This window comes from Nocardia aurea (genome assembly GCF_003123685.1).
Classification (GTDB): domain Bacteria; phylum Actinomycetota; class Actinomycetes; order Mycobacteriales; family Mycobacteriaceae; genus Nocardia; species Nocardia aurea.
Genome location: NZ_QCYJ01000127.1, coordinates 593,725 through 606,187, shown reverse-complemented (window position 1 = coordinate 606,187; position 12,463 = coordinate 593,725). Strand labels below are relative to the sequence as shown.

At 68.1% G+C, this 12,463-nt stretch carries 14 protein-coding genes and 1 pseudogene; 5 read left to right on the top strand and 10 right to left on the bottom strand.

Annotation, left to right across the window (positions count from 1 at the left end):
* Nucleotides 1-43: 43 nt before the first annotated feature.
* Both DAT37_RS31675 and DAT37_RS31670 read left to right on the top strand, forming a co-directional pair.
* Nucleotides 44-286: a hypothetical protein gene (locus tag DAT37_RS31675; RefSeq protein ID WP_109528491.1), complete on the top strand. Its 243-nt coding sequence runs from the start codon at nucleotides 44-46 to the stop codon at nucleotides 284-286.
* 127 nt (nucleotides 287-413) lie between these two features.
* On the top strand, nucleotides 414-602 hold the full coding sequence (locus DAT37_RS31670; protein ID WP_109528490.1) for a hypothetical protein: 189 nt from the start codon (nucleotides 414-416) through the stop codon (nucleotides 600-602).
* Between the two features lie 24 nt (nucleotides 603-626).
* Here the strand turns inward: DAT37_RS31670 and glgC are convergent, their stop codons facing one another.
* On the bottom strand, nucleotides 627-1,841 hold the full coding sequence (glgC, locus tag DAT37_RS31665) for a glucose-1-phosphate adenylyltransferase (RefSeq protein WP_109528489.1): 1,215 nt from the start codon (nucleotides 1,839-1,841) through the stop codon (nucleotides 627-629).
* Nucleotides 1,842-2,035: 194 nt separating this feature from the next.
* Between glgC and glgA the strand changes: the two genes are divergently transcribed.
* A complete protein-coding gene (gene glgA, locus DAT37_RS31660; RefSeq protein WP_109528633.1) occupies nucleotides 2,036-3,205 on the top strand; it encodes a glycogen synthase in 1,170 nt (389 codons plus the stop codon).
* A 7-nt stretch (nucleotides 3,206-3,212) separates the two neighbouring features.
* On the opposite strand, the gene DAT37_RS31655 is transcribed toward glgA, so the two are convergent.
* From DAT37_RS31655 to DAT37_RS31615, 9 genes and pseudogenes are all read right to left on the bottom strand, one after another.
* Nucleotides 3,213-4,067 (bottom strand): putative RNA methyltransferase, encoded by an 855-nt coding sequence (locus DAT37_RS31655; protein WP_109528488.1) that lies wholly within the window; start codon nucleotides 4,065-4,067, stop codon nucleotides 3,213-3,215.
* An 80-nt stretch (nucleotides 4,068-4,147) separates the two neighbouring features.
* Entirely contained in the window at nucleotides 4,148-4,315 is a 168-nt protein-coding gene (locus tag DAT37_RS31650; RefSeq protein WP_011211259.1) for a DUF3117 domain-containing protein, read from the bottom strand.
* A 176-nt stretch (nucleotides 4,316-4,491) separates the two neighbouring features.
* Nucleotides 4,492-5,052 (bottom strand): DNA-3-methyladenine glycosylase I, encoded by a 561-nt coding sequence (locus DAT37_RS31645; protein WP_109528487.1) that lies wholly within the window; start codon nucleotides 5,050-5,052, stop codon nucleotides 4,492-4,494.
* Between the two features lie 380 nt (nucleotides 5,053-5,432).
* Nucleotides 5,433-5,702 (bottom strand): annotated as a pseudogene (locus DAT37_RS31640) (DivIVA domain-containing protein); the annotation flags it as partial.
* A gap of 69 nt (nucleotides 5,703-5,771) precedes the next feature.
* A complete protein-coding gene (locus tag DAT37_RS31635) occupies nucleotides 5,772-6,908 on the bottom strand; it encodes an Mrp/NBP35 family ATP-binding protein (RefSeq protein WP_109528486.1) in 1,137 nt (378 codons plus the stop codon).
* A 19-nt stretch (nucleotides 6,909-6,927) separates the two neighbouring features.
* Nucleotides 6,928-7,779 carry a lytic transglycosylase domain-containing protein gene (locus tag DAT37_RS31630; RefSeq protein ID WP_198654516.1) on the bottom strand — a complete coding sequence of 284 codons (852 nt, stop codon included), beginning with the start codon at nucleotides 7,777-7,779 and terminating at the stop codon, nucleotides 6,928-6,930.
* 100 nt (nucleotides 7,780-7,879) lie between these two features.
* Nucleotides 7,880-9,265: a lytic transglycosylase domain-containing protein gene (locus DAT37_RS31625; RefSeq protein ID WP_109528485.1), complete on the bottom strand. Its 1,386-nt coding sequence runs from the start codon at nucleotides 9,263-9,265 to the stop codon at nucleotides 7,880-7,882.
* Nucleotides 9,266-9,384: 119 nt separating this feature from the next.
* Nucleotides 9,385-9,975, bottom strand: coding sequence for a DUF1003 domain-containing protein (locus tag DAT37_RS31620; RefSeq protein WP_109528484.1), 591 nt, complete (start codon nucleotides 9,973-9,975; stop codon nucleotides 9,385-9,387).
* Nucleotides 9,968-11,254, bottom strand: a complete 1,287-nt coding sequence (locus DAT37_RS31615; protein WP_109528483.1) for a magnesium transporter MgtE N-terminal domain-containing protein — start codon at nucleotides 11,252-11,254, stop codon at nucleotides 9,968-9,970. Before DAT37_RS31615 ends, DAT37_RS31620 begins: the two co-directional genes overlap by 8 nt.
* A gap of 107 nt (nucleotides 11,255-11,361) precedes the next feature.
* On the opposite strand from DAT37_RS31615, the gene DAT37_RS31610 reads away from it, so the two are divergent.
* Nucleotides 11,362-11,853: a general stress protein gene (locus DAT37_RS31610; protein ID WP_109528482.1), complete on the top strand. Its 492-nt coding sequence runs from the start codon at nucleotides 11,362-11,364 to the stop codon at nucleotides 11,851-11,853.
* Between the two features lie 3 nt (nucleotides 11,854-11,856).
* Complete coding sequence (locus tag DAT37_RS31605; protein ID WP_109528481.1) at nucleotides 11,857-12,438, top strand: suppressor of fused domain protein; 582 nt, start codon at nucleotides 11,857-11,859, stop codon at nucleotides 12,436-12,438.
* Nucleotides 12,439-12,463 lie beyond the last annotated feature (25 nt).

Genomic DNA, 12,463 nt, shown 5'->3' with positions numbered 1-12,463 from the left:
ATTGCGCTGGGTAAGCGGGAACCAATCGAGTTAGAGGTATCGCATGATCTGGCAACGTAGTTCCGAATTCACCGAGACAACAGCCCATCTCGGCCACATAGCCACCGAGCGTTCGACGCCGAGTTGGCTGACGTCGATCTTCGGCGTCTTCTTCCTGATTGTCGCGGCGGCGGTGATTGTGCTTCTGTTGGTGAGCAACGCCGACTTCGACACCGGTCCGCCGAAGGCTCCGCCCGCGTCGGGAAGCTGTGAGCCGTTCTGTACGCTCGCGCCGCAGGCACCCTGACAGGGCGAATCCGTCGACGTCACCCGCCCCGCCAGGCTGGCGAGTCCCCCCGCCCCGCCAAGCTGGCGAGTCACCCGCCCCGCCAGGCTGGCGAGTCACCCGCCCCGCCCGCCCGAGAGGGGCCGTGATGTTCCACAACAACGACGACGGCGTCGATTGGGGCGGCACGACCGTCGTACTGGTGCTCGTGCTGGTCGCGGCGGTTCTCGTGCTGATCGTGGTGAGCAACGCGGATTTCGGGAATCGCGACCGGCCGACGGCCCCGCGCACACCCGGCCCCTGCGAGCCGTTCTGCCCGGCGCCGCGCACACCGTGAACGGCGGGCTCGACCCCGATCGGGTCAGACCCAGATTCCCTTGCCGACGGTGACGACGCCGCCGTTGCTCACCGCGAATCGTTCCCGGTCGCGTTCGAGGTCGACACCGATGATCTCGCCCTCGCCGACCACCACGTTCTTGTCGAGAATGGCGCGACGCACCACCGCGCCGCGCCCGATCCGGACACCCGGCATCAGCACACTGCCCTCGACGGTCGCGCCGTCGTCTATCACCACATTCGAACTCAGCACCGAATTGCGCACGGTCGCCGCCGACAGGATGCTGCCCGCGCCGATGATGGATTCCTGCGCGAGCCCGCCCTGGGCGAATTTGGCGGGCGGCAGATTCTCGGCCGCACCGCGAATCGGCCAGTGCCGGTTGTACAGGTTGAACACCGGATGCACCGACACCAGATCCATGTGGGCGTCGTAGAACGCGTCGATGGTGCCGACGTCGCGCCAGTACCCGCGGTCACGGTCGGTGGCGCCGGGCACGTCGTTGTCGGCGAAGTCGTAGACGCCCGCCTGTCCGGCCGCCACCAGCGACGGGATGATGTCGCCGCCCATATCGTGATCGGAATCGGAGTTCTCGGCGTCGGCGCGAATGGAATCGACGAGCACCTTGGTGGTGAACACGTAGTTGCCCATGGAGGCGAAGGTCACGTTCGGGTCGTCCGGGGTGCCCGGCGGATGAGCCGGTTTCTCCAGGAACTGGGTGATCCGACCCGACTCGTCGGAATCGATGCAACCGAAGGCGCTCGCCTCGCTGCGCGGCACCCTGATGCCGGCCACCGTCACACCCGCGCCGGATTCGATGTGGTGCGACAGCATCTGCTCCGGATCCATCCGATACACGTGATCGGCGCCGAAGACCACGATGTAGGACGGATCCTCGTCGTAGATCAGGTTCAGCGACTGCATGATCGCGTCCGCGCTGCCCGTGTACCAGCGCGGGCCGAGCCGTTGCTGGGCCGGAACCGGGGTGATGTACTCACCCGCGAAACCGGACAGTCGCCAGGTCTGGGAGATATGTCTGTCCAACGAATGCGACTTGTACTGGGTCAGCACGCACAGCCGTAGAAAACCTGCGTTCACCAAGTTGCTCAAGACGAAGTCGATCAGGCGATACGCACCCCCGAAGGGGACCGCAGGCTTGGCGCGATCCGCCGTCAGTGGAAACAGGCGCTTGCCCTCGCCACCGGCGAGCACGATCCCGAGTACGTGCGGCTGGCTCCTCACATTTGCCAAACTACCGTGAAGTGCGGGTGTGAGTGGCCCCCGCAGAGCCGAGCGTCTACTTTGAGACCGTGAGTTTCGGCACGGACGGCGGGCGCTCGGCGGCGGGATCCGGTGAAGCCGAGCGGTCACGCGAAACATTGACGGCGGTCGGAGACGGGCCGCGCGACAGCGATGTCACCCCGGCGGGCGACCGGTTGCGGGTCGCCATGCTGACCCGCGAATATCCACCCGAGGTGTACGGCGGCGCGGGCGTGCACGTCACGCAGCTGGTCGATCGACTCGGCGTGCTCTGCGATGTCACCGTGCACTGCATGGGCGTGCCCCGCACCGATGCCGTGGTGCACCAACCCGATCCGATGCTGTACGCGGCCAACGCCGCCATGCAGATGATGTCGGCGCAGCTGCGCATGGCCGACGCCGCCGGACACGTCGACGTGGTGCATTCCCACACCTGGTACACCGGTCTCGCCGGACATCTGGCCGCGACGCTGTACGGGATCCCACACGTGCTCACCGCGCATTCGCTCGAACCGCGACGTCCGTGGAAGGCCGAGCAGCTCGGCGGCGGCTACCGGCTCTCGTCGTGGTCGGAACGCAACGCGGTCGAACACGCCGACGCGGTCATCGCGGTGAGCGAGGGGATGCGCCACGACGTGCTCGACGCGTACCCGGCGCTCGACCCGGGCCGGGTCCACGTGGTGCACAACGGGATCGACGCGACCCTGTGGCATCCCGGCCCCGCCGAGGCGGACGCCAGGCCGGTACTGGCCGAACTGGGGGTGCGTACCGACCTGCCCATCGCGGCGTTCGTCGGCCGGATCACCCGGCAGAAGGGTGTCGGGCATCTGCTCGCCGCCGCCCGCGATTTCGATCCGGATATCCAGCTCGTGCTCTGCGCGGGCGCTCCCGACACGAGGGAACTCGAAGTCGAGACCGCCGCGGCCGTCGACGAATTGCGGCAGCGTCGCGGCAATGTCTTCTGGGTCAGGGAGATGTTGCCGATCGAGCAGATCCGGCAGATACTCGCCGCCGCCACCGTTTTCGTCTGTCCCTCGGTGTACGAACCGCTCGGCATCGTCAATCTGGAAGCCATGGCCTGCGCCACGGCGGTGGTGGCCTCCGACGTCGGCGGGATTCCGGAGGTCGTCGGCGACGGACGCAACGGGCGGCTGGTCCACTACGACCCGGCCACCGCCGCCGATTACGAGCGCGCACTCGCGGACGCGGTCAACGAGGTCGCGGGGAATCCGGCGCTCGCCACGGAATTCGGCGCGGCCGGGCGGGCAAGGGCTATCGCGGAATTCGACTGGGCCGCCATCGCCGCGCGCACGGTCGACGTGTACGACCAGTTACGCAAATTCTGATCCGCCCTCAGAGCGGACGGTAGGCGGCGACCACCACCGACGCGGTGACTTCCGTGTCCTCGTCCAGCGAGTCGAGCGCGTCGCTGCTCGACCCGTCGGCGGCGTGGAATGCCGAGGGGCCCATGCCGACGACATGCGCGACATCGGTGCGCGACAGTGTCATCGGATATTCCACGCTCACCCGCTCGATCGGGGAGAAATGCCCGGCGAGTGATTCGGTGAGGCGCTGCTGTTTGTCCGGATCCACCGTCACCATGCCCAGTCGGCCCACGAGTTCGCCCAGGTGCCCGGATGTGGGTGTGACGACGACGAATCGGCCGCCGGGTTCGAGCACCCGCGCCACCTCGGCCGGATTACGCGGCGCGAAGGCGGCGAGCACCCGGGACACGGTACGGGTGCGCAGGGGCAGACCTCGCCAGGCGTCCGCGAGCACCGACGCCGCGCGAGGATGCGCGCGGGCACAGCGGCGGGCCGCCGGTTTGGCGACGTCCACCGCGATGCCGCGCGATTCCGGCGCCGCGTCGAGAATTGCGGTGAGGTAGTAGCCGGTTCCGGCGCCCACTTCCACTATCGGGGCCACCGGTCCGGCGTCATCGAGAGTCGCGCCGATCGCGCCGACCACGGCCCGCGCGATCGGCGCGAAATGTCCCGCACCCTGGAACGCCGCACGAGCGTCCAGCATGGCGGGCGTATCGCCTGTCATCTTGGTCGACGAGCCGGTCAACAGGCTGACGTAGCCCTGTTTGGCGATGTCGAAACTGTGCCCGCTCCCGCAGCGCAACGCCCGGTCGGCGGCCTCGAGTTCGAGACCGCATTCCGGGCACGCCAACAGGGCGGCCACATCAGCGAGTGCCGGGTGCATGGGCGGCCTCGTCCGATCCCGATTCGTCGGGATCATCGGAAGGGCCGCCCTCGGCCCGGCACTCGCTTCGCTGCGGCCGGCTAGCTCGTGACACTCTTCAGTTCGTCGCCGAGCGCCGCTGCCTCATCCGGCGTGAGTTCGACGACCAGACGCCCGCCACCCTCGAGTGGAACCCGCATGACGATTCCACGCCCTTCTTTGGTTGCCTCGAGGGGACCATCCCCGGTGCGGGGCTTCATGGCCGCCATCCTCTGCTCCCTCCAGATCTGCGCGGTTTTCTGCGCACTTTCTTGGAACTCCAGTTGTCACCAACCAGCGAGCTCGCCGGCATTTGGCGAGCTACACCGATCTATTCTTCCCTATTGCCGATCTCGACGGATACCTGAGTTCGAAATGTGACCGGGAGGTCGGTGATCCGACGGCTTCAGCGGATCCAGCAATCGCTCAGATGATCGTCGACCATTCCGGTGGCCTGCATCAACGCATACGCGGTCGTCGGTCCGATGAAACGAAATCCGCGTTTCTTCAATTCTTTTGCAAGAGCGATGGATTCGGGGCTGGTAGCGGGCACTTCGGCCAGCTCGCGCGGCCTCGGGCGCGCGGGCGGAGCGAACGACCAGATCAGCTCGTCGAGGCCGGTGTCGAGGTCGCAGGCAACCTCGGCATTGGCGATGGCGGCCTCGATTTTCGCCCGGTTGCGCACGATGCCGGTATCGGCGAGCAAACGCGCCACATCATCGTCGCCGAACTCGGCGACCCGTTCGATGGAGAATCCGGAAAATGCTGTCCGGAAGGCGGGGCGCTTACGCAGGATGGTGATCCACGCGAGCCCGGACTGGAATGCCTCCAGGCACATTCTCTCGAACATGGCGTCGTCACCGTGCAGGGGACGGCCCCACTCCTGATCGTGGTAATCGCGATACAGCTGAGAAGACTCCGCCCAGGGGCACCGAAATCGGCCGTCGCTCAACGGCACGGCGGTCACGGCGAATCGGGGGTCGAGTGGTCACGGGGTCGCGCGGAATCGCCGTTCTGCCCCGAGTCCGGTCGTCGCGCTCCCGGATCGGCGGGCGCGCCCCGGTGCGGTGTCTCCGGTGCCTGCTCGGGCCGCGCATCGAGCGGCGCGCTGTCCGAGGGCGGGGATACCTCCGGCGCCGGGGCGACGACCGGCTGCGCGCTCGTCAGCCCGGCCAGGGGTAGTGGCGGCGGATCGGATTGCCCCGCCGCCACGCCCCACGGGGCACGTGGCGGCGCGGGCGTCTCCGGCCAGGGATGCCGGTGCGGGACCGGAGCCGGTGCGGGCTGCGGGCCGGTCCGCAGCGCGCTCGCGGGTACGGCGGACTCGGCCGCACCACCGCGCGCGTACGCCAATTCCCGTTGCAACTCATCGATGCGGGCGGCCAGTCGCGCCAGCGCCCAGTCCACCTCGCCCGCCTTGTATCCGCGCACCACCTGTTGGAAGCGCAGCGCCCGCACATCGGCCCCGCTGATGCCCTCCGCGGGCAGCACGGTGGCCGTCGTGCCCTCGGGCAGCGGCCCCAGTTCCTCCCCCCGCCCGAACACCACACTCGCGAGCAGGAAGAGCATCGCGGCCACGAGGCCTACGATCAGCACGTAGAAAAGCAGCGTGAGCATGCCGATGAGCTTATTGGCACCGGCCGACACGTGGCACATGTCCTCGTGTGCCGGCCGGGCCGAGGCGTATTACAGGTGACGCGTGGTGTCGATGCCGAGCGACATCCCGGCCAGGCCACGCCGCCGCACCGCCAGTTTGTCGGCGACCTCGAGCAGGGCCTTGGCCGCCGAGCTCTCGGGATCGCGCAGCACGATCGGCGTGCCCTCGTCGCCGGACTCGCGCACCGCCTGCTCGATCGGGATCTGACCGAGCAGCGGGACGTTCGCGCCGACCGCGCGGCTCAGGCTGTCGGCCACGGTCTGGCCGCCGCCCGACCCGTACAGATCCATCCGGGTGCCGTCCGGCAGATCGAGCCACGACATGTTCTCGACGACGCCCGCGATGCGCTGACGGGTCTGCAACGCGATCGAACCCGCGCGTTCGGCCACCTCGGCGGCGGCGAGCTGCGGGGTGGTGACGACCAGAATCTCCGCGTTCGGGATCAGCTGGGCGATGGAGATGGCGACATCGCCGGTCCCCGGCGGCAGATCGAGCAGCAGGACGTCGAGGTCGCCCCAGAAGACATCGGCCAGGAACTGCTGAAGTGCCCGGTGCAGCATCGGTCCGCGCCACACGACGGGAGTGTTGCCCTGGGTGAACATCGCGATCGAGATGACCTTCACCCCGTGCGCGACGGGCGGCATGATCATGCGTTCGACCTGGGTGGGGCGCTGATCGGTGCCGAGCATGCGTGGCACCGAATGGCCGTAGATATCGGCGTCGAGCACGCCGACCGACAGCCCGCGCGCGGCCATGGCCGCCGCGAGATTGACGGTCACGCTGGATTTCCCGACCCCGCCCTTGCCCGAGGCCACCGCGTAGACGCGGGTCAGCGAACCGGGCTGGGCGAAGGGGATCACCGGCTCGGGCGAGTCGCCGCGCAACTGCTTGCGCAGGTTGGTGCGCTGCTCGTCGTCCATGACGTCGAGTTCCACCGTGACCGCGCCGACGCCCGCGACGTCGGCGACGGCCTTGGTGACCCGCTGGGTGATCTCGGTCCGCAGCGGGCAACCGGCCGTCGTCAGATAGATCTCGATGTGGACATTGCTGTCGGAGCCGATCCCGATGCTCTTCACCATGCCCAGTTCGGTGATCGGCTTGCGGATCTCCGGGTCGTCGACCTTTGCGAGGGCTCCTCGCACATCCGCTTCCGTAACCACTGACATTCCAGCGATTTTAGTCTTCTCAGATCCGGGGCAGTTCCGCGGGCTTCGGAGCGACGCCGTTGTTGTACGAGTTCGCCCACGCCATGACGTTCGCGACGTAGGCCATCGAGTTGTTGTAGCGAAGGATCGCGCGGGTCTGCTGGGACATGTCGCGCATGTCGAGTCCGCCGCTGCAGAGGTACTTCCCGGCCGTCAGCGTGGCGTCGAAGAGGTTCTGCGGGTCGGCGACGCCGTCGTTGTTGCCGTCGGCGGCGTAGCGCTTCCAGGTGTCGGGCAGGAACTGCATCGGGCCGATCGCGCGGTCGTACCCGTTGAGCCCGTCCAGCGCGCCGTCGTCGCTGTCGTGAATGACGTGGTTGCCGTACAGCGAGCCGTCGAGCACCGGGCCGTAGACCGGGGAGAGCGGGTTGCCGTCGGCATCGGCCTTGCCACCGAAGGCGTGGGTCGATTCCACCCGGCCGATACCGGCGAGCATCGACCAGGACATCCCGCATTCGGGATCCTCGGTGTGCAGGACCTGTTCGGCGTTCTGGTAGGCGGCGACCGCGATGCCGGGAATGCCGAGCGGCCCGGCGGGCATCTCGGCGCGCGCCCGGTTATCCGGCAGCGCAACGGTTTTGACCACCGGCGGGGCACGGAAACCCTGTTGCGCCATGGCGTGGTCCGCGGTCTCGTCGAGCGCGGCGGCCAGGCGCGCGCCGAGCGCGTCGCGATCTTCCTCGGGGGACGGTTGGATATCCGCCTGCATGGCGGGGTCCAGGTCGGAGGCGCCCGCGACGGCGATGACGCCGGCGGGGAGCAAACCTGACAGAGCTAGGACAGAAGTTCGCCCGACTTTTACACCGGTCGAAGGTTTACGGTGACGCCCCACGGTGTGGTGCCCTCCTCCGCTTTCAAGATTGAAACTCTAGGAGAGGGTACCGCATTCGAGATCTTTTTGTTACTGCTTCGTGACCTCGATCGAGGTTTGGTCAGGGACCGACGGGCGGAAGTGGGATGACGATGTTGAACGGCAGGGTGATGCCGGGTTGGGGCGTCGGCGTGGGCGCCGCTTCCTGCTGCGGGGCCTCGGGCAGTTCGGGTTCCGGGGTTTCGGCGGGCACGGTCTCGGGAGCCGCCTCCGGCGCGGGTGCGGGCACGGTTGTCCGCTGTTCGCCGATATCGGGCATCAGCGGCGCGCAGGCGGGCGCGGGTGCTATCGCCCGTGGGTCCTGCTGTTCGCCCGCGCCGAATGTCTGGGCCGCCGGGGGGAGCGCCGGATCGCCCGGGCGCGGCATCGGCGCCGGAATCGTCTGCGTCTCACATGGATTAGCGGGCGGCGCGGGTGTGGGGCAGAAGATGCCGCACGGGATCGGCGGCAGGCCGGGGATGGTGATCATCACCTGGGTCGGGGCGGCCGGGTCGACCGTGGTCGGCGCGTTCGGTGGCAATTCGGCCTGGGTGGACGGGCTCGGTGTCGTCCTGTTCGCCGCCAGCATGTCCGGATTCGGCGCCTGACCGGGCGGGATCAGACCGGGGTAGATGCGGTCCTGGCTCGGCTTGCCGCCGGTGCGATAGGCCGCCGACCAGCTCAAGACGTTGGCCGCGTAGGACATCGAGTTGTTGTAGCGCAGCACGGCCCGCAGTTCCTGTGCCGGGTCGCGCAGGTTCAGCCCGCCCGAGCACAGGTACTTACCCGCCGCGACGGTCGCGTCGAAGACGTTGTGCGGATCGGCGACCCCGTCGCCGTTGCCGTCGGAGGCGTAGTGGCTCCACGTGCTCGGGAGGAACTGCATCGGCCCGAGCGCGCGCACGTAGCCGCCGTCGGTGGCCTGGATGACCTCGTTGCCCGGCAGGGTGCCGTCGAGCGCCGGGCCGAAGATCGGGGTGACCGTGGTGCCCGCGGCGTCGGTTCGCCCGCCGCTCGCGTGACCGGATTCGATCCGTCCGATTCCCGCGAGCAGATTCCACGGCAGGCCGCAGTCCGGCGCCGCCGATTCCATTGCCAGCTCCGCGTTGCGATAGGCCGCGAGCACGATTTCCGGGATGCCGAGCGCACCGCCGGTGGCGGGCAGCACGATGTCACGAAGCGGAACCGTTCCGGCGAAGGGGGCGTTACCGTCGGCGGGCGGCGTCATTGCCGTGAGTTTGCGGGGCGCCTGAGGGGTCACCGGCAGCAAGCCGACTGTCCGAGACAGTTCTGCTTCCGTGGTGTTGTCTGGCGCGTTGCCGGTACCGCCGGGGCCGTTCGAAGCGGCGAGCAACGCGTCGGTCGCCTGCGGTGCCGTGGTCTCATCGGTGGTGTTGGTACCCGATCCCGTGACGACGAGACCCGCCACTACCAGGGCCGACACGGTAATCGGAGCAGATATACGCATTCGGCCACACCAATCCTCGACGTCGTGAGAGCGGCTGTCCGGGACATTTCGCATCCGACCCGCTCGGGACAACGTTCTCCAGGTTACCCATGGGTCAAGTGGTTGTTGAGCATTTCCGGTCATGGATCGGTTGGCTGCGGCGGAATCGGGTCACCTCCCTGCTTCTGACCGGAGGTTTTCTTGCGACGCGCCTTCGATGTCTTGTTGATATCGTGCGCACGATCCGGTGACGCCGCGGCATCGATTCGGTCGAGCACCTCTTTCATCTCCTCGAGTTCGCGGCGCAGATAGTCGCGTGTCGCCACTTCGCCGACCGCGATCCGCAGCGCCGCGAGTTCGCGAGCGAGGAATTCGGTATCCGCCTTGGTCTGGGTCGCCCTCGACCTGTCCTCTTCGAGCGCGACCCGGTCCCGGTTGTCCTGGCGATTCTGGGCGAGCAGGATCAGCGGGGCGGCGTAGGCGGCCTGGGTGGAGAAGGCCAGATTGAGCAGGATGAACGGATAGGGATCCCAGCGCAGCGCCACCACGAAGACGTTGATCAGGATCCAGACGACGACGAGCACGGTCTGCATCGCCAGATAGCGTCCGGTACCGAGGAATCGCGCCACCCGCTCACTACTGCGGGCCAGCGCCTCGGCATCCCAGTCGATGCGGAAACGGGTTTCCAGCGGTGTCTCCAGCCGCAGCCTCGCCGGGCTCTTCTCACTCATGCCCTGGCACCCCTTCGTGTGATTCCTCCTGCTCGCGCCAATCCTCCGGCAGCAGGTGATCGAGTACGTCGTCCACGGTGACGGCGCCCAGCAGATGACTCTCCGCGTCGACCACCGGGCCGCACACCAGGTTGTAGGTGGCGAAATAGCGGGTCACCGCCGACAGCGACACCTCGACGCGCAGCGGGGACAGATCGCTGTCGAGTATCCCGCCGACCAGATGCGCCGGTGGTTCGCGCAGCAACTGCTGGAGGTGGACACAGCCCAGATAGCGTCCGGTCGGCGTCGCGGTCGGCGGACGGACCACGAAGACCATCGACGCCAGCGCCGGGGTCAGATCGGGATTGCGGACCCGGGCCAGTGCTTCGGCGACCGTCGTCGACGGCGTCAGGATCACCGGCTTGGGGGTCATCAGACCGCCCGCGGTGTCGGGGGAGTGCTGGAGCAACCTGCGGACCGGTTCGGATTCCTGCGGATCCATCAGGGCGAGCAGCGATTCGCGTTCGCCGGTGGAGAGTTCGCCGAGCAGGTCGGCGGCGTCGTCGGGATCCATCGCCTCGAGGACGTCGGCGGCCCTGCGCACCTCGAGGTGGCCGAGCAGATCGATCTGGTCGTCGTCGGGCAATTCCTGGACGACGTCGGCGAGGCGTTCGTCATCGAGTGCCTCGGCGACCTCCATCCGGCGCTTCTCCGGCAACTCGCGCAGCAGATGGGCGACGTCGGCGGCGCGCAGACCCTCGAACTGTTCCAGCAGTGTCGTCACGTCCTGGCCCGGTCTGCCGATCTCGTACGGCGTAAGACCGGACACGCGCGACCAGTCGACCACGTGCACGGTCCGCCTGCGACCGATCCGCCGGTGCCCCCGCACCGCGACTCGCGAGATCCGCCAATCCCGCGTCCTGGTCTGCTCGAGACCCAGATCCACCACGAACACGTCGATGTCGACCAGGTCGGGCAGGTCCGGATCGTCCACCCGGACGGCCGAATCCACGATCTGCGCGATGGCGAGCAGTTCACCCGGTCGCTGTGCGAAGCGGCGCAGGCTCACGGTTCCGGTGTTCAAGGTGACAACGCCCGGCTCGATCGCGGTCACCCGCAGCATGGGTACGAAAATCCGCCTCCGGCTCGGCAGTTCGACGACGAGGCCGTGCACCCGGGGCTGTTGGCGGTCGTAGCGGATGGCCACGACGACATCGCGGATACGGCCGATGGACTCGCCGTCCGGTCCCAGCACCACCAGGCCGGCCAGCCTGGCGACGTAAACCCTGGTTGCTGCCATGGCTGTCAGGCTAGAGGTTCGCGGGCGAGCGCACCCGCCACGCCACGGACGACAAGAACACGCGTTTCACATCCCCGGAAATCCCGGCGTGATAGCAGAATGGTGATATGACGAATCCTCTAGGAGGCTCGAGCCGCGCCCGGCAGGGTCTCCCCACCCCACCGTCGGGTTGGCCGGTCGGCTCCTATCCGACCTATGCCGAGGCGCAGAAGGCTGTCGACTACCTGGCCGACAATCAATTCCCGGTACAGGACGTGACGATCGTCGGCGTCGACCTGATGCAGGTAGAACGCGTGCTCTACCGGTTGACGTGGGGCAAGGTCATCGGCGGCGGCGTGGTGAGCGGCGCGTGGCTGGGCCTGTTTCTCGGTCTGTTGCTGAGCCTGTTCACCACCGGCGGCGCCTTCGGGCCGCTGCTGGTCGGTCTGGTCGGCGGCATCATCTTCGGCGTCATCACCACCTCGATCCCGTACGCGGCGACCAAGGGTCAGCGTGATTTCGCCTCGACCATGCAGTTGGTCGCGGGCCGTTACGACGTGCTGTGTGATCCGAAATCGGCCGAGCAGGCGCGCGACATGCTCGCCAGGCTGGCGATCTGACGGATGGAAGTAGTCGACAAGGTCCGCGCCGGAGTGCTCGACCACTACGGCGTCGCCGCCGCCGGGGTCGACTCGGCCTCGGTGACCTTCCTCGGTCTGGAGGCCATCGAGATCCTGCGCATCCACGACGGCGATCTGGTGCGTTTCGTCACTCTCGGCGGCTCACGTCATCCGATGGGCGATCCCGGTGACCTGCTGGCGGATCCGGTGCGTGGACCACGCGCCGAACTGGTCCTGTCCCTGCGCGCCGGAATCGGCGAGACCGCGGGACTCGTGCGCGCGCTCGGGGTCCTGGTCGCCACGCCCGCCGTGGAAGGCGTCGTGCTGCAACCGGACGCGCTGCTGGATCTGGGCGAGCCGATGTGGGCGGGCGCGAATTTCACCGCCGTCCTGCTCGGTGACAGCGACATCCCAGAGGTCGTGCTGCCCGAACCGGCCGACCCGGTCCGCTATCTCACGGTCACGCCGGTGACGGCGACCGAAGCGGCGTGGGTCCGGGTGCGCGGGGCGAGCGCACTGCGTGACGCGTGGGGCGAGGCCGGGATCGACGTGCACGATCCGGCGCGCGGGGCGGCCTCGCTGTAGTCGGTCGCCCGGTTCGGATCGATCA